Annotated in this window: 27 protein-coding genes and 1 tRNA gene; all 28 read left to right on the top strand. The window is 40.5% G+C overall.

From position 1 onward, the window contains the following. A partial coding sequence (locus tag WC788_08300) for an aminotransferase class V-fold PLP-dependent enzyme (GenBank protein ID MFA6097594.1) occupies window positions 1-792 on the top strand: 792 nt, incomplete at its 5' end. Between the two features lie 22 nt (window positions 793-814). Continuing rightward, complete coding sequence (locus tag WC788_08295; protein MFA6097593.1) at window positions 815-1,351, top strand: hypothetical protein; 537 nt, start codon at window positions 815-817, stop codon at window positions 1,349-1,351. Between the two features lie 6 nt (window positions 1,352-1,357). After that, on the top strand, window positions 1,358-2,530 hold the full coding sequence (thiI, locus tag WC788_08290; protein ID MFA6097592.1) for a tRNA uracil 4-sulfurtransferase ThiI: 1,173 nt from the start codon (window positions 1,358-1,360) through the stop codon (window positions 2,528-2,530). Window positions 2,531-2,617: 87 nt separating this feature from the next. Continuing rightward, complete coding sequence (locus tag WC788_08285; GenBank protein MFA6097591.1) at window positions 2,618-4,222, top strand: hypothetical protein; 1,605 nt, start codon at window positions 2,618-2,620, stop codon at window positions 4,220-4,222. Between the two features lie 68 nt (window positions 4,223-4,290). Then, on the top strand, window positions 4,291-4,725 hold the full coding sequence (locus WC788_08280; protein MFA6097590.1) for a hypothetical protein: 435 nt from the start codon (window positions 4,291-4,293) through the stop codon (window positions 4,723-4,725). A gap of 338 nt (window positions 4,726-5,063) precedes the next feature. After that, the gene (locus WC788_08275) at window positions 5,064-5,675 is read left to right on the top strand and encodes a transglycosylase SLT domain-containing protein (protein ID MFA6097589.1); all 612 of its coding nucleotides are present in this window, start codon (window positions 5,064-5,066) and stop codon (window positions 5,673-5,675) included. Between the two features lie 70 nt (window positions 5,676-5,745). Continuing rightward, window positions 5,746-5,907, top strand: a complete 162-nt coding sequence (locus tag WC788_08270) for a hypothetical protein (GenBank protein ID MFA6097588.1) — start codon at window positions 5,746-5,748, stop codon at window positions 5,905-5,907. Window positions 5,908-5,927: 20 nt separating this feature from the next. Continuing rightward, window positions 5,928-6,176 (top strand): hypothetical protein, encoded by a 249-nt coding sequence (locus tag WC788_08265; GenBank protein ID MFA6097587.1) that lies wholly within the window; start codon window positions 5,928-5,930, stop codon window positions 6,174-6,176. A gap of 21 nt (window positions 6,177-6,197) precedes the next feature. Further along, a complete protein-coding gene (locus tag WC788_08260) occupies window positions 6,198-6,383 on the top strand; it encodes a hypothetical protein (protein ID MFA6097586.1) in 186 nt (61 codons plus the stop codon). A 28-nt stretch (window positions 6,384-6,411) separates the two neighbouring features. Beyond that, on the top strand, window positions 6,412-7,062 hold the full coding sequence (locus WC788_08255; GenBank protein MFA6097585.1) for a hypothetical protein: 651 nt from the start codon (window positions 6,412-6,414) through the stop codon (window positions 7,060-7,062). Beyond that, on the top strand, window positions 7,059-7,910 hold the full coding sequence (locus tag WC788_08250; GenBank protein ID MFA6097584.1) for an ERF family protein: 852 nt from the start codon (window positions 7,059-7,061) through the stop codon (window positions 7,908-7,910). Before WC788_08255 ends, WC788_08250 begins: the two co-directional genes overlap by 4 nt. After that, the gene (locus WC788_08245) at window positions 7,907-8,593 is read left to right on the top strand and encodes a hypothetical protein (protein MFA6097583.1); all 687 of its coding nucleotides are present in this window, start codon (window positions 7,907-7,909) and stop codon (window positions 8,591-8,593) included. The genes WC788_08250 and WC788_08245 overlap by 4 nt, the downstream gene beginning before the upstream one ends. 29 nt (window positions 8,594-8,622) lie before the next feature. Then, a complete protein-coding gene (locus tag WC788_08240) occupies window positions 8,623-8,943 on the top strand; it encodes a hypothetical protein (protein ID MFA6097582.1) in 321 nt (106 codons plus the stop codon). Between the two features lie 38 nt (window positions 8,944-8,981). Then, on the top strand, window positions 8,982-9,275 hold the full coding sequence (locus tag WC788_08235; GenBank protein ID MFA6097581.1) for a hypothetical protein: 294 nt from the start codon (window positions 8,982-8,984) through the stop codon (window positions 9,273-9,275). Window positions 9,276-9,327: 52 nt separating this feature from the next. Next, a tRNA-OTHER gene (locus WC788_08230) sits at window positions 9,328-9,451 on the top strand. 28 nt (window positions 9,452-9,479) lie between these two features. Next, complete coding sequence (locus WC788_08225) at window positions 9,480-9,893, top strand: hypothetical protein (protein MFA6097580.1); 414 nt, start codon at window positions 9,480-9,482, stop codon at window positions 9,891-9,893. After that, window positions 9,811-10,266: a hypothetical protein gene (locus tag WC788_08220; protein ID MFA6097579.1), complete on the top strand. Its 456-nt coding sequence runs from the start codon at window positions 9,811-9,813 to the stop codon at window positions 10,264-10,266. The genes WC788_08225 and WC788_08220 overlap by 83 nt, the downstream gene beginning before the upstream one ends. 1 nt (window position 10,267) lies before the next feature. Continuing rightward, window positions 10,268-10,582: a hypothetical protein gene (locus WC788_08215; GenBank protein ID MFA6097578.1), complete on the top strand. Its 315-nt coding sequence runs from the start codon at window positions 10,268-10,270 to the stop codon at window positions 10,580-10,582. Between the two features lie 19 nt (window positions 10,583-10,601). Then, window positions 10,602-11,291, top strand: coding sequence for a hypothetical protein (locus WC788_08210; protein MFA6097577.1), 690 nt, complete (start codon window positions 10,602-10,604; stop codon window positions 11,289-11,291). Continuing rightward, entirely contained in the window at window positions 11,288-11,914 is a 627-nt protein-coding gene (locus WC788_08205; GenBank protein MFA6097576.1) for a hypothetical protein, read from the top strand. The genes WC788_08210 and WC788_08205 overlap by 4 nt, the downstream gene beginning before the upstream one ends. A 23-nt stretch (window positions 11,915-11,937) precedes the next feature. After that, window positions 11,938-12,171 carry a hypothetical protein gene (locus WC788_08200; protein MFA6097575.1) on the top strand — a complete coding sequence of 78 codons (234 nt, stop codon included), beginning with the start codon at window positions 11,938-11,940 and terminating at the stop codon, window positions 12,169-12,171. 5 nt (window positions 12,172-12,176) lie between these two features. Continuing rightward, window positions 12,177-12,443, top strand: a complete 267-nt coding sequence (locus WC788_08195) for a hypothetical protein (protein ID MFA6097574.1) — start codon at window positions 12,177-12,179, stop codon at window positions 12,441-12,443. A gap of 9 nt (window positions 12,444-12,452) precedes the next feature. Further along, window positions 12,453-13,115, top strand: a complete 663-nt coding sequence (locus WC788_08190) for a ParB N-terminal domain-containing protein (protein MFA6097573.1) — start codon at window positions 12,453-12,455, stop codon at window positions 13,113-13,115. Between the two features lie 71 nt (window positions 13,116-13,186). Beyond that, entirely contained in the window at window positions 13,187-13,369 is a 183-nt protein-coding gene (locus tag WC788_08185) for a hypothetical protein (protein ID MFA6097572.1), read from the top strand. A 58-nt stretch (window positions 13,370-13,427) separates the two neighbouring features. Beyond that, window positions 13,428-13,733, top strand: a complete 306-nt coding sequence (locus WC788_08180; protein ID MFA6097571.1) for a hypothetical protein — start codon at window positions 13,428-13,430, stop codon at window positions 13,731-13,733. Window positions 13,734-13,927: 194 nt separating this feature from the next. Next, on the top strand, window positions 13,928-14,350 hold the full coding sequence (locus tag WC788_08175) for a hypothetical protein (protein MFA6097570.1): 423 nt from the start codon (window positions 13,928-13,930) through the stop codon (window positions 14,348-14,350). A 282-nt stretch (window positions 14,351-14,632) separates the two neighbouring features. Further along, complete coding sequence (locus WC788_08170) at window positions 14,633-15,133, top strand: terminase small subunit (protein MFA6097569.1); 501 nt, start codon at window positions 14,633-14,635, stop codon at window positions 15,131-15,133. Beyond that, window positions 15,063-16,529 carry a hypothetical protein gene (locus WC788_08165; GenBank protein ID MFA6097568.1) on the top strand — a complete coding sequence of 489 codons (1,467 nt, stop codon included), beginning with the start codon at window positions 15,063-15,065 and terminating at the stop codon, window positions 16,527-16,529. Before WC788_08170 ends, WC788_08165 begins: the two co-directional genes overlap by 71 nt. Window positions 16,530-16,532 lie beyond the last annotated feature (3 nt).

The following is a 16,532-nucleotide window of genomic DNA, read 5'->3' as shown; positions in this document are numbered from 1 at the left end:
CCTGAAGACGTGAGAAAGGCGATAAAGGAAAGCACGGTTCTTGTTTCGATCATGTATGCGAATAATGAAGTTGGGACAATCGAACCGATCGCTGAAATTGGAAAGATGATAAAAGAAATAAACGTTGAAAGGGAAAAGAAGAAACTTCCGAGGGTGTATTTTCATACTGATGCGGTTCAGGCGGTGAATTATCTGGAATGCAATGTTGATGATCTGGGAGTCGATTATCTTTCGCTCTCGGGACACAAGTTCTATGGCCCAAAGGGGATCGGCGCTCTATATATCAGGCGCGGAACAAAGATAAGATCGATCCAGCAGGGAGGCGAGCAGGAATATAATCTTCGTGCGGGAACTCATAATGTTCCCGGGATCGTCGGGTTGGGGCAGGCGATAAGCCTGGTAGCGAAGCACAGGAAAAAAATGGAAGAGATCAGGGCACTAAGGGACAGGCTGGTCTCGGAGATAGAAAAAAATATACCGAATTCAAAATTGAATGGGTCGAGGGAAAAAAGGCTTCCGCATAATGCTAATTTCAGTTTCAAAGGCGTAGAAGGAGAAAGTCTGCTCATGATGCTTGACCAGGAGGGGATAGCAGTTTCCACGGGTTCGGCCTGCTCTTCGGCATCTCTTGAACCCTCGCATGTCCTGATGGCCATGGGGATTCCTCCCGAGATCGCTCATGCGAGCATCAGGTTTACTCTCGGAAAAGATACGACGAAAAAAGAAATTGAGTTTGTCCTGAAGGTGTTGCCGGAAAAAATAAAACGTCTGAGGGAAATCTCGGGCATGTAATTCATTATATATTTGATCGATTATGTTCGGCATATTCAACAAAAAGAAAATCATCTGTGAAAATTGCAAAAGACCATTGGATAAATATCATGTTTTTGATCCGACGCCATGGGTTAAGAGCCTTCATTTTAAGAAAATGAAACTATGCACCGATTGCATGCTGAGCAAATACAAAGAATATCTGAATGGTTTTACAGGCAAGGCCGTCATAATAGAACCGATGGAAAAATATATCGCTTTTCCATATTATACATTTGATGAGATATTGGAAGGCGGTTATTGGCCGGAAGAAGGAGTAGTTGAATTGAGAAATTTTATCAGCCAGGGAGGAAGCTGCGTGAAATGCAACAAACATACTAATTATCTTTTATGCTCTCCGGAAATTTATCAGAACAATCCGACAAAAGATATCAAGATCAATGATTGTTCCAAGGATTATTATTGCTCCGATTGCATCTGTGATCGCATCAAGGATATTGTTATAAAAAATAATTTATTCTTTAATGCAATTTATCCGGTCAGGGACGGCGATGGAGTGGCAACATCTTTTAACCCATAATCAATTATGCGATATTCTCACATCATAATCCATTACGATGAAATAACACTAAAGGGGAAAAATAGGCCCTTTTTTGAGCGTATTTTGATGAATAACGTGAAGGAAATGCTGAAAGGGGAGGCAATAGGCAAGATCGGCAAAGAAGGAGGGAGGATAATAATAAAAACGGACGACGGAACGAATATCGGACGCATTCGGAAAATATTGGAAAGGTTGCCCGGCATATCCAATTTCTCATTTGTCGAGGAAGCTGAAATGGATATTGATTCGATCTTCAAAAAAGCAGTGCAGGTCATGAAGGAAGATAAATTGGAGGAAAGATATAAGACGTTCAAGGTCATCGCGAGAAGGACGAACAAAGATTTCAAACTTAATTCTCCCCAGATCAATTCGGCGGTGGGCGAATATATTCTGGCCAACACATCGCTCAGGGTAGATGTGCATGCCCCGGATATTGAGTTGAATATAAATATAGGCGATAAAAAAGCATTCATATATTTTGAAAAAGTTGCGGGTATCGGCGGTCTCCCTGTCGGATCGAGCGGAAAGGCGGTCTGTCTTCTTTCCGGAGGAATAGACAGTCCCGTCGCGGCCTATATGATGATGAAGAGGGGAATGAGAATTACATTCGTTCATTTTAAGAACAGGAGCGTTATGGGATCAGGCGAGGGTGTGGATAAAATAAAGGAACTTGTCGGGATCTTGGGCGGTTTTCAGGGAAAGTCGAAATTATACATAGTACCCTTCGATGATTTTCAAAAAGAAATAATTGCCAATATAGCCTCAAAGAACAGGATGATCGTATATAGAAGGATAATGCTTCGTATGGCTGGCCTGATCGCCAAGAAGGAAGGCGCGGGTGCCGTTGTGGTGGGGGATAGCATCGGACAGGTCGCTTCCCAGACGATCGAGAATTTGTCCGTTGCGTACAAGGTCATAGATATGCCGATATTGGCGCCCCTTATCGGTTTTAATAAGAGAGAGATCATCGATATAGCGAGCCGGATCGGAACATATGATATTTCGATCATTCCTTATCAGGATTGCTGCAGTTTAATGGCGGCAAAGCATCCGGAAACCAAAGCTGATCCTGGTGAGATCGAAAAACAAGAGAAAAATATCGATATGATCAAAATAGCGCAGGACTGTCTTTCGAAAATAGAGCCCGAAATAATCTGATCATAAATCTTGACATTTGATTATATTTGGGGTATTATAGTTATGTGAACATGTTAATTAAATGATGTATCTGTTTATAAAAAATATATGACGACTATCTCTCAGGAGGCTTCAAAACTAGTTGAAAATCACAAGGCGGCAATTGCGCTTGAGAAAAGCTATAATGAATCGATGGAAGAGAAGATAAAAGTGCACCAAGTGTCGAGCAGACTTGCTTTTTTGTATGAAAAAATAAGGAATACGGTAGAGTATAATGAGGAGCATTTGCTCAGAAAAAGCGCCATAAAGAGAATTTTGAAGCGCAGGCTGATGACCGAGAAGAATGAACATGATGTCGCGAAGTTTCTGATGAATGAGCTGATAAGGGCAAGATATTTACCGAATAACAAGATACCGGAGGGCCGTATCAATGACATAAAGGGGATAATTGAGAAATATACGCTTTTTATAAATAATATTCCCGAAAAGATCGAAGATGAGGACATAAATGGCGAATATGTTTTTGACTGGATCACGGATGTGGCGGCGGGAGAGATCGAAGAGAAAATGGTTCCTTATAAAAAGGATTATGCCATAATAGAATTTGCCCGTGAAGTAATAGATAAGAAGCTGAAGGTGCCGGCAAGCCTTATGACGGAGGAAGAAAAGAAGATACAAATATATCTTTGTGTTCTCAGAAATCTGACAAAATCGGATATGGGACTTATAAGATACAGGTTGTTTGCGATGAAACATTCCGAATGGTTTTTTGCGCCATCTGATGAATTGATCAAAAAGCTTGCAGGAAACATCGGATGGATCATAACGGATACTGAAAAACAGATAAATCATCCGCTGGGAGAAGGCTTCACGAGATTTATAAAGAAGAATCTTGCATATTTCACGATAATCGAGCATGTCCTTGAGGCCAATGAAAAAGGCCTGGAAAAAGTGTTCTCGTTCCATTACAACATTGAAGATTCGGTAAAAGAGGCATGTCAGAAGAAATACAAAGAAGCTAAGACAAAACTGAAAAGAGCCGCGATCAGAAGCATTCTTTACATATTCATTACTAAAATGGTTCTGGCATTCATTTTGGAGCTGCCCTTCGACAAATACGTTTTGGGACATATAAACTACCTGGCATTGGGAATAAATGTAATATTTCCGCCGTTTCTCATGTTTCTGGTCGTTGTGACGATAAAGGTTCCGAGCAAAAAAAATACGGAACTTATCGTCGCAGGCGTAAAGGAGATGATATATGACAAATATATCCAGCCCCCGTTCGTTTTGAAGGGAATATTTCTGAAAAGCTCGTTCTTTCTCAATGTGTTCAAGTTTTTCTATATAACAGTCTTCATCGCGTCGTTCAGTTTCATAATCTGGATATTGAATCAGCTCACTTTCAATATAGTCAGCATGATCCTGTTCCTATTCTTCCTGAGTGTTGTGAGTTATTTCGGAATAAAAATAAGGAGGAATGCAAGGGAGCTGCTTGTTGTTCAGAGAAAAGAAGGAATGGGAACGTTCATTATAGACTTGTTCACTATACCGATAATCCAGATGGGACAGTGGATATCGGAAAAAATGGCATCGATCAACATATTTGTGTTCATATTGGACTTTATCATTGAGGCGCCGTTCAAAACATTCATCGAGATATTTGAGGAGTGGATATATTTCCTCAGGGAAGAAAAGGAAAAACTGTATTAGCTGGAAAGTTTGACATATGAAGAACATAACTGTTAATATATTTACTATAGCGAGGAGGATCGGATAATTTGAATGAAAATTTGGAAGAGATCGGAAAAAACCTGAAGAGGATATCGAAACAGCTTGAAAGCAAGGAACTTGCCTGGCAAGTCAGGCTGTATCACTACAGAAAGGCCGCTGAATGCGTCGAAATGCTTGGTGGCATGATAAATGCCGGCGCAGTTAAAATTAAAGACATACCGGAAGATGTCATTGCCGGCCTGACATATATAAAACTTGCGGACGAGATCAAGGCAAGCGATATATTGGTTAAAGCCATGGAAATGTATGACATTTCAGGAGATGCCAGAAGTGCAGTTGAAATTGCAATAAAATATCGAATTCACGACCCTGAAGATCTCGTGAGAAGAGTATTTGATCGGGCCATAGACCTTGCGTTCCAGCTTAATGACCAGGAAGCTGAGGTCAGGTTTTCAAGCGAGAGAACGAAATTACTGCGATAGTGCAAAGAGCGGAGGAAAAATGAAAAATTGGAAACGATGGAATCGGGGCAAGTTGAATAATGTTCCAAAACAGAAAATAGTTTATGAAAAAGTTATGCTGGGAACTTATGAGCCGGCCGAAAGAAAATATTAATAATATACGCGAAGAGCATAAGGGGATCTTAGAAAGAGCCCTTTTATTTCTATTTATATAACGTCGCACAAAAGCCATTTTCAGAAACTTAGCCTTTAAGGGCTAATTTTTTTATGCTAATAAAATCTAGTCCTTAGAGACTAGGTTTTTTTTATTAATCAGAAACTGTGAGGGTGACGCAGTTCTTTATCATTAAATTATAAATATGATCAGAACGCATTATCCCATGGGAACATATCATTTTCCCGCCGTCGCGAAAACGATCAGGAGAAACAAAACGTATAAAGGCTCTTTGACCAAATATCGCAGAAACAAGCAGAACAAAGAAATATTGATATTCATGTTACTTTCCGTAATTATCCTTTCATGGACTTCGGCAATAACCAATATCAACAAGTTAGCAGTGAACTCCTTCACTATATATTCCGACGACACTTCGGTTGGTGTGAATAAAATTGACACATCAACGGGGGTAATCGCGGGGCGGAATGTTACGGGAGAAGAACGAAAAACTTATCCCTCGCTATCCGTTAAAGATTACGTTTCAAATGAACTTCAAAAGAACGGTATCAACACTAATTATGCTTTCAGGGTTATAACTTGTGAGAGCCAGTGGAATCCTAAGGCTAAAAATCCCATTGGAACAGCGACCGGAATATGGCAATTCACACAAGACACATGGCTGGACGGATTAAGGTGGAGGGGATTGAATTGGACCTTGGAAGATCGCAAAGATTACAAGAAGTCAACCGACATGGCCATATGGTTTATTTTACGGGAGGGCTGGGGAAGGTGGGATTGTATAAATCATATTTAGTAATTCGGAGTACGATCCATTTCTGGGGGGGAGAGCAAGCTTTCCCCACACATAAAATTTAATCAAAACAATGCCAGCCAGTAAAACATTTTTTGACGAAGAGACAAAGGTCGATGAGCTAGACGAGGAGAGATACGACGACAGCCCTCTTGATCCCCTCACGGACGAAGAGCTTGAAAGCGATGATGAAGATCAGGCGGATATTGCGGAAGCACAAAATGGTCAGTATTAAATCTTTATAAAATACAAAACATGGAAAAGAAATTAACAAGAATCAAAAATGAGATCTATCACTTTGACAAAGACGATAAAAAGATAGTTGGCGCGCATAGCAATCTCTCTGGCGATGTGAGCGGTATCTGTGGCGATGTGATCGATATCTATGGCAATGTGAGCGGTATCCGTGGCAATGTGGGCGGTATCTGTGGCGATGTAGATGACTGTGAAATCACGGAAGAAGATCGCAACAGGGGAATCAATATATCAGAATTAATCAATTAATTAAAACTAGGAAGGAGGAAAATGAAACTAGGAAGTTGCGACGATCTCATCTACGAAGGATTAAGTCACGCCTCCGAGATAGCAGAGATTCACAAGACGGCCAATGAGATACTTATGGCCTTGCCGCTACAAATGAAACTCGATATTTTGAGAGAAAAAAATTACGAGTTGGAAGTGCCGGACATTCTCAAGAAGATCTATAACTAAGAAGCACATTAATAATTAAGTGAATAAAATGAAAAAGGAAAAAGAAATTCCCAAAACTGCAATTTTTCATCCCGAGGTGGCTCGCGCGCTAATCAAAAAAAAGGCAGACGGGATGGACAGCATGCTCGAAAAGTTCCAAGTGACAAACAACGATGAGCTCAATGCAGTATCAGACAAGATCAAACAGGTCAAATCATTGAAGAAATACATTGAGCAGGAAAAAGACAAATATGTCGATCCGGCCAAGCAGATCATCGCCGAAGCAAAAGAGCAATACGATCCATATATCAAGAAGTGCCAGAACGCCGAGATCATTCTCAAGGATAGAGCGAAGAAGTATATGATCGAGCAAGACCAAAAAAGGATTGAGGCCGAAAAGAAGATTGCGGCGCGAGTCGAAAAAGGCACATTAAAAACTGAGACGGCTATCAAAAAAATCGAGGCATTGCCTGAAACCCAGACCACTATCAGGACCGATAAAGGATCTGGACTCAGAATGTCCAAGAGAAAAATAGCCGTGATAAAAAACCCTGAACTCATTCCGGATGCGTACTGGATCATCGACGAAGTACGCGTGAGAAGAGATGCCCTGGCGAAAGATAAAGCCGGAGAAGCTCAAATTCCCGGAGTCGAGATCCAGGAAGAAGCAGACTTATCATCAATTAATTCACGGCAATGAAAAAAACTGAAACGCTTCCCGTAAAACAGGAAGCAAAAAATGAGATAGCAATTTCAGAACAAAGATCTGTAGAAAATCTGATCAGCCAGGCGATAGAAAAAGGAACTCCCGTTGAAACCATGGAGAGATTACTTGCTATGCGCAGAGAGCTCAAAGCGGAATTTGCCAAAGAAGCATACGACAGAGAGATGGCAGAGTTTCAATCAGAATGCCCAACGATCAAAAAAACTAAATCAGTGAAAACGGATGGCGGTGTTGTCGCATACAAATACGCGCCGATAGAATCGATTGTCGAGCAAGTGAAGCCACTCCTGAAAAGATATGGATTCAGTTATTCCACGCAAACGATCAACCAAATCGACAAAGTTAAAGCAATCTGCATCGTTAAGCATATGGCCGGCCACTCTGAAAATTATGAAATGGAAGTTCCGCTGGGCAATAAAACAAAGATTATGTCTCCCACGCAAGTCGTAGCTGCCGCAACCACATTTGCCAAACGATATGCATTCTGCAATGCATTTGGAATATTGACTGGAGACGAAGACACGGATGCAAGACCGCAGAGCGACGAGCAAGTGAAATACTCAGAAGAACCGAGAAAAGATCCAGGATTTGAGATCCTAAGAAAAGCAATCGGAAAAACGACTGGCAAGGAATTGAAATCCTTAGTCGAAAAAATGAAAACCTCAAAGAAATATACCAAGCAACAGAGGAACGAATTCGCCACGTTGTGCATTGCCAGGATCGCCGAATTGAAGAACGAAAAGATCAATAAAGATTTCGAGCCAGCGACCAAGGCACTTGAAGGAGAACTTGTCGAAGTTGAAACATCTAAGAAAAAAGCATGATCACGCCACGGGAATATTTGTCTTGGTCTTCTCTGGACCTCTTTGAACGAGATTCTAAAAAATGGATAGAAGTTTATTTGCGCGGAGGATCTGTGTATCAAAACAGCGGTATGACATACGGCCGAAGGATGGCCGATGGATTGGAGAGCGGGGCTCTCACCGGAGACCCCGTTCTCGATCTCATGATGGAAAGACTTCCAAAATTCAAGATCATGGATAAAGTCATTGAAGATCCCAAGGGAATAATAGTTGAATGTTTTAATTACGAAACTAGAGAACCAGAAAAGTATAAAGTGCCGTTCATGAAGGTTGGGAAAATGAAGATACCACTGCTTGCCAAGCCCGACACAATGAAACCAAACATGACCGCTTTCAAGGAATATAAAACAGGCCAGGCGCGCTGGACTCAGCACAAGGCTGACAATTGGGGACAGATTACATTTTACGCCTTAGCGATATACCTCATAAAAGGCAAAATTCCGAGCGATATCGAGCTGGTGCATGTCCAGACCGAAAAGCAAGCTAACGTTCAACTAGACAAAAATATTGGAGGAATTGGGGCCACAGGAGACATGTTCAGATACCCAACAAGCCGAAATATGATGGATGTGATGCGAATGATGGTGAGAATAAAAACATGCTGGACCCAGATCATCAAAATCACAGAGAAAGAACTTTTATAATTTAACTTTTAAAAAATTAACAAAACAAAATGATCAGCGAAATCATCAAGGATCTTGTGAATGCAGGATTCAACGTAATCTACATCATGCCCAGCACAGAAACATCAATTAAGCAAAAAATTGAGCCTGTTAAGGAGATCGAGCGCATCGCCAAAGACAATCCGGCAAAAAGAAAATATAAAAAGAAAACAAACGAAGAATGGAGGCATGAACCACGAGTTGGTAAGGCGATGAAGGGAAAAATCAAGCAATGCAGGATCGACGGATATTCATCCGAGGAGGCGGCAAAGGAACTGGGCATATCCATCGAAAGCGTGAACGAACATTGGACAGAGCCTGAAACACTCTAATGCACAAAGAATTAATAACCCATTAACACTAAAAAAGTATGATAAAAAAATACAACATATCCAAGCCGATGAAATACATCAAAAACGACGAGGAAAAAACATATTGGGCGAACGTTGGGACAATGACGGAGTTCGTCAAAGAGGACGGATCAGTGTCGCGCATTATAGAAATTCCGGCTATTGGACTAAAAGCCAGTGTTTTTGAGCAGAAAAAAAGGGATGATGAAGCGGATGAATACGGAGCCCAGGCGCCGAGGGCCGCGATACGTCCGGCACAGACAGCAAGACAGAGTGAATCGGATGAAATTAGGATAGAAGACATCCCGTTTTAATCTTGAATCCTTTTAGCTCTCCTTCGGGAGAGCAATAAAGAATTTAATATATGCTGATGTAGCTCAGCGGTAGAGCACCGCCCAGATAGAATATAGAAATTTATGTTTTATCTCGGCGGGGTGACAAGTAGCGATCGTAGGGGTCACTTGCGCAGGTTCAAATCCTGCCATCGGCACACATTACGGAGGAAAATAAAAACATCAATGCACAAAACTAAAAGAATAATATTCGAGCAGATTGAGAAAGAACGGCCATTTTGTGAGCGACAAGCAATGCTTCATGACCATATATGCCACGGAAGATCCACAAGAGAGCATGCCTGGATATATTCCGGCCGGCAGATCAATGAAGCATGGGCCATTATCAAGCTATGTGAATATGCACACTCAGTCGGAACATATCAGAATAACGGAATTCTCAACAAGGAAATCAATCACTGGATCAGCCTGCAACATGCAACGCCGGAAGATCTGAAAAAATACCAAAAAGTAAATTGGGACCAAGTCAAAATATATCTCAATAAAAAATACAAAAATGAGCATCACGCCAAAATTCTACGGAATTGCAACAGCAGGAAACTTCTCATTCCACCCCGGAGAAAGGGAATACTATTCTAGTTACATGCATAAGTTCCAGGATGGCGATGAGCTTGAAATGACGATCGGCCGTAAATACAAGAAAAGAACGTCCGGACAGCCAGATGAGGAGACAAACTTCAACGGATATTTGTGGGGAGTGGTTTATAAAATAATCGCAGATGCTATGGGCGAATGGGATATGGATTATATTCACAACCTGGTGCAATTGGAAATAGGAAATTTCAGGCTATCGCCCAAGGGAACAAAAGTGCCAAAAGGAACCAGTGAGATGAGTGGCGGAGAATTTGCGGACTTTTGCTCAAAGGTCAGGACATGGGCTTCAATGCCAGGATCGATCATACAAGGATCTTTATATATCCCGGAACCATACGAAGTCGTAATACCCAAATAAAATGAAAACCTCACAAACCCAAAAAGTATATGAGTTACTAAAAGACGGAAAGGCACACCGGACTGACGAGATTATGGCCTTGTGTTATGGAAGCGATCATTTAGGTCTAGCGAGGATCGGAGCGAGAATCTTTGATATAAAAAGGGAGTATGGCGTTGAAATCGAAGGCTGGAAAGATGAAACTACACCGAGTTTATTTTGGTATCAAATGAAAGTTCCGATTGTCAGCTTGCCTGTAAAGAATTGTCAAGTAAATCTGCAACCAGCTTTATTCAATATGCCGGAATCGGAACGTGAGCCAAGCGTAATATTTTAAATAAAATAAAATAAAAACAATGGAGAAAAACAGATATTTCAACACGAAGTTTTGGTCAGATAGCTACATTCTGAATCTTGATCCCAGCGAGAAACTGTTATATATTTATTTATTTACAAATTCACATACGAATATATGCGGAATTTATGAAATAGCTTTAAAAATAATCGCATTCGAAACTGGCTTTGACAAGGATATGGTCGAGAGAATTTTAAAAAGATTTGAGGATGACGGAAAAATTTTTTACATCGAAAACAGAATTATTGTCAAAAATTTTATCAAACATCAAAAATTACATCCAAATATGATATTGGGGATAAAAAAAGAGCTTGCGAATATCCCCAAGGAAATAATGGCTAAAATAAAAGAAAATACTGTTCTAAAACAAAGCCATATCGAAGACATCGGAAGGCTTTCGAAGCCTTTCAAAGACATGCCATTATCTGAATCTGAATCTGAATCTGAATTAGAATCTAAATCTAAAAAGAAAGAGAGTCGCTTCGCTCCACCCTCTTTTGAGGAAGTTAAAAAATATTGCGAAGAAAGAAAAAATACAGTGAGTCCTCAGTCTTTCATTGATTTTTATGAGTCAAAGGGCTGGTTTGTGGGTAAAAATAAGATGAAAAGCTGGAAGGCAGCCGTCCGAACGTGGGAGAGTCGAAGCAGTCCGCCAGCTGAAAACTTTGAATTAATTAAACGAAAAACATGACAGAAAAAAAATATAAAATTTACAACAAAGACGAAGAAATAGGCGAAGTTGACGAGGTAACCGGACAAAAAATTGCTCAGGCTCTGCTAGACAAAAACTCGGGAATGCATATAAAAATCAACGGAGAAGTTTTTAAGCGATCCGCAATAACCGTCCGCAGCGGTAACCGGAAAGTAGAGTCAACTGACCGGAAAGTTTTGCATAATGGCGAGTTAATGCCGTATGGGGATTACATGAATTTGTGGAATGCAGAGCAAAAAGAAATCCGCAAATCCACTCCCGAAGAAAAAGCCTTTAAGAATTATAAATGCAAATTCGCCTGGTATTATTTACTACAAGTCGGATATTCAAATTTCTTTGGATTGGACGACTGGAAAAGAATGAGCGCATACGATACTTTCAGGTGGTTTGATAAACTAATCTGGGAGAAAAAGCCCGAGATGATGAGCAAATTTACCAAAACAATGGAATCTTTTTTTACAGAAAATCCGAATGAAATATGGATCGATCGCAAGATGTTTTTGAAATTTCTGCCAAGATCAGCGTTCAAGCCGATCGTGCAAAGTATGTCGAGGCCCGCGAATTGGGATATTCCTCATACACCAGTCAAATCTCTAGCTTAATAATTTATTTAAATACATAAACTATGGATATTCAAAAAATAGCCGACACAATTATTAGAGGTGAGAAAGCAATAACCTTCCCTTTGAAGATAAATTCTGGACGGGTAAGTGACCAGAAAGGACATCCTATTCTCGATATAAGAGGTTGGGGTTTTATACAATATGCAGATCAAAACACTGAAGAAATACAAGATGGGATAGGGCAATGGGTAGTTGATGCTTTGAATAGAGACTGGAAAAATAAAACTTTTAAATAAAACGCATGAACTATCAAAAAATAAAACTACTAGGTGGAGCTGAAGTGCATGTTGATTTTGATGCCAGGATGACGAGTTGCAAAAGATGCAAGAAGAAGATCCGCTTTGGTATTACGAAAAATGGAAAATCAATGCCAATCATCCAGGTCGAGGAAAATTGGCAGTCACACTACGCAGCAGACTGTAAGTTCGCAAATGAATTCCGCAAAACGAAACTTGAAGGAAGGATCGAAGCGGAAAAGAAGAATCAAGATTTTTTAAACAATATATAAATAAAATATATGGAACTAGAAAACATTGGAATCCAATTGGTGCGGGAATCCGCCTACAATCCCCGCGGAAAATTCGAAGACAAAGCGTTTGAAGAGTTAGTGGCCAGCATTAAAGAAAAGGGAGTACTTATGCCGATACTGGTCCGATCAAATCCGAAATGCGAGAAGCATTACAACACGCAAAGCGCTTATAATCTTACTCCGGAAGAAATAGCCGAGAGAAAAGCAGACCGGAAAAAGCAAATTGAAAAAGCGAAAAAGACAACAGATTGTAATATGAAAATCACCAGCCCTCTATCAGTATCACTTCCCCGGAAAACAAAAGCGGATAAAAAGATCTATCTGAATCTGAATGTCTATCGTAATTTACATTTCATCGTGAACAATCAGGCCAAGGAGATGTATAACGAAATAATGAAGACTTGCCTTTCCGGATTGAAATTTAAAGGCCCGATATCGATCACGTTTCAACTGTTCAAAAAAACCAGAAGAAAAACAGACCGGTCGAATATCCTATCGATAGTTGAAAAATTCTTTTGCGATGCCCTGGTTCATTACGGATGCATTGAAGACGATAATGACGATCATATCAAATCAACACATTACCTCACGGGCGGGATTGATTCTGAAAATCCGAGGGTCGAAATAGAAATAACAGAATCTAATAATTAATCAAAAAAAATGGAACTAAAAAACATCGAAACAACTTTGGTGCGAAAGAAATATAGGAAGGAGGGAGAGATATGATCCCAGAAAAAGACTATCCGATGTATGAAGCGATGAAAAAATACGGCGGAGGATTTGTGCAGGGGCTGGCCGATCTCCTGCAAGTCGCAGATCACGAAAATTATGCGAAACTCGAAAAGACCTTCAAGGAATATTTTGATAGATATCGAGATATCGCAATAAAAAGTAAACTTTTTTAATAAAATGAAAAATATAATCAAATCAGGGGACCGCATTAGATGGCAGTATACCCACCATTTGAACAGAATCAGTACAGTCGAGCGCATTAAATTCGGAGTATATCTGGGTATGGTCAGGAGAAAAGGACAGTCGCTCGCAAAAGTGAAATTCGATGGAAATAAAACATATTCAGCGGTCCCGCTTGAAGATCTCGAAAAGACCAGAAAACCAAGAGGACAGTCCACAATCGACGGAGAGGTTCAGTGGATTTGCACGAAGGGACACGAGGATCAATGCGGGATGTCCATGGGAACAAAATGCCATTGTGAATGCGGAGGAAAGAATCATGGCAAGAAAATACCAGATATTTTAATAAAAAAATAGTGGAACATGCCGGTCTTGCGCGGTGGATACAAAGGCGCAGGGGTAACGGGCAAACCACACCGCCGGCAACTGATAACTTTAATATCTCGAAAGGGGAGTGGCATCCAGGAACTTAGTCGAGGTTAATTGCGGGCCACCAGCCGGGTACGAGGCAAGACCCGGACATACAAGCTTAATAAGTAATTTTTAAAAACATGATCCTAGAAATCTTAATTGGACTCCTGGCATTCAGCCACATCTGCACAATTGTCTTGTTAAAATGCGCACGGGAAAGGCTCGATATTCACGCTCGCCGTCTGAGCGCGTTGGACCGCAGCGAGATTTTGTACTGCAAATTCAGAGACAGTCAGAGCAAAGATATTTTTAGAGAAATCGAAGTGATAAAAAGCCACATGGAAGCCACCGCGAATCAAATTTCATCTATCATAAAACTCGGACGCACGACAGACGACAACCTTGAGAAGATTGAAGATAAATTTAAAAATTTCACCAGAGAAACGAACGCCCGACATTCAGCTATGCTCAAGGCCCTGAATCTCGAAGAAAAGAAGAGCGTCATGACAACTGATATTCCATGGATAAGCATCGCAAGTATAACAATTAAGAAACAAAAATGAACTACGAACTCAACGAACCGGAAATAAGTATAATCAATACTTATCGAAAAATGAAAGCCACCGACGCAATGTTAGTGTTTAGGAATGAAAAAGACACTAAAATTGTCTGGAAACAGTCAAAGAAATATTTGACAAAAAATGCAATCGGTGATAATCTCAAGTTAGGATCTTAAACAACGGAATATATATGACGCGTGTCTTCGGACACAGATAGCGTTCAATCGACCACATCTCACAGGTGCGGTGCGTTGAGCGCTTTTTTTGTATTCATTTAATAATTTTATGGAAGATAAAAAAGAAACAAATTCCCCGGATAAGACAATGGGAAGACCATCGCTTTGTACCGCCGAAATGGTGAGGTCTGCTGAGTATTATTCGAGAGAGTGGAAATCTCTTGATACTAACGACGTTTTACCCTCAATCGAAGGGTTGGCCCTATATCTCGGAGTAACAAGGAAGACAATCTATAATTGGCTACAAGAAGCGGAAACTGACAAAAATCATCAAGACTTTTTATACATCTGTGAGCAGATTTTAATCAGGCAATTTAAACAATTATCCAACGGAGGGCTTCAAGGGACTTATAATTCAGCGATCACCAAACTAATGATGAGCAAGCACGGATATGTAGATAAGGCAGAAACAGAAAACAAACATAGTTTTGATTTACCCGAAGACAAAAAGAAACAACTAGATCAAATTTTAAAAAACGATGATAAACAAACTGGCCCTACAACGAATGATGACGGGATCTCGGGAGGAGAGGCTGTACCTGGCAAGTAAGGAATTTTCGCTGTTCTTCTGCTATTACTTTACGGATTATATCAAGTACCAGTTCGCACCTTTTCATTACGATATGTTTCAGGATATTCGGGATCTGATGAACGGAGTGTATCGAGAAATTGTATGGGCCATGTTCAGAGAATCGGCCAAGACTTCTATCGCCAAAGGATTCATTACCTGGCTCTTAGCATTTGAGAAGCGAAAATATATCAACGTAGATTCATTCGATAAAGAGAACGCAGAGAGAGCTTTATTTGATATAGTTGTGGAACTTCAGACCAACGAAGCGATCAGACAGGATTTCGGGGAGATGTTTAACGCTAAAAAGAATCCTGACGAAATTACTCAGAAGCGAGTCAATAACTTCATTACTAACAATAAAGTCAGAATTGAGGCGCACAGCACGCAAGAATCGGTTAGAGGAAGGATACACGGGCACCAGAGGCCCGATGCGTTAATACTAGACGATTTTGAAAACAACAAAACCAAAGATTCGAAGGCTTACACTTCGCAAGTAATCAGGCACATAGACGAGTTTAAAGCGGGACTGGATTCGCAAGCGATAGTTCTTTATTTAGGAAACTATATCACTGAATACGGAAGCATGAACTCGCTCAAAGAGCGAGCTAAGACCGATAAGAGACTTTTATACAGACAAGTTGATGTGATCAAGGACGGATTGCCTACATGGCCGGCTAAGTACGCTTTAACAGACGAAGAAGCCAAACGGACCGGCAAGGTTTCACTGGAAGACAAGAGAAGACAATTAGGATCGCAAGTATTTAATGCTGAAATGATGAACCAGCCAATAGATGAAGAAACTCAAGAATTTCACAAGAAGAATTTTAAATATAAAAAGCTTGAAGATGTTTTAAGACATAAAGTTCGAAAGTTCGCCACGATAGATTCAGCCCTGACTAAGAACGCCAAGTCGGATTTTACCGGAATTACTAAGAATTACGTAACGGAAAACAACGACTGGCATTTCATTGCCAAAAGATACAAGATCAATTCCAAGGAACTCATAAACTTGATCTTTCAGATTCACGACGAAGGATTCGAGCAGATCGGGATAGAGGAAGGGGCATTTACCGAAGCAGTAGAACCTTTTTTCAAAGATGAATGCAAAATCAGGAATAAATATCCGTATCTCGTAATGCTGAAGCACGGTGGAATGATGAAAGAGACAAGGATCAGAGGACTCATACCGAGATACGAAGCCGGAACGATCTATCACATCGAGGGAGAATGCGATGACTTGGAAGAAGAACTTTTGAGATTCCCGAAAGCAATAAACGATGATGTCAGTGATTCGGCTCAATATCAGAACAAGATCGCGGAGCCTCCGATCATGATGAATCACATTCAAGCACCAACGAATAAAAATTATTTATAAACA

This window comes from Candidatus Paceibacterota bacterium, assembly GCA_041661265.1.
GTDB lineage: Bacteria > Patescibacteriota > Minisyncoccia > JAHIHE01 > JAGLIN01 > JBAZUT01.
The sequence above is the reverse complement of the archived record's forward strand: the minus strand, read 5'-3'. Positions and strand labels throughout refer to the sequence as shown.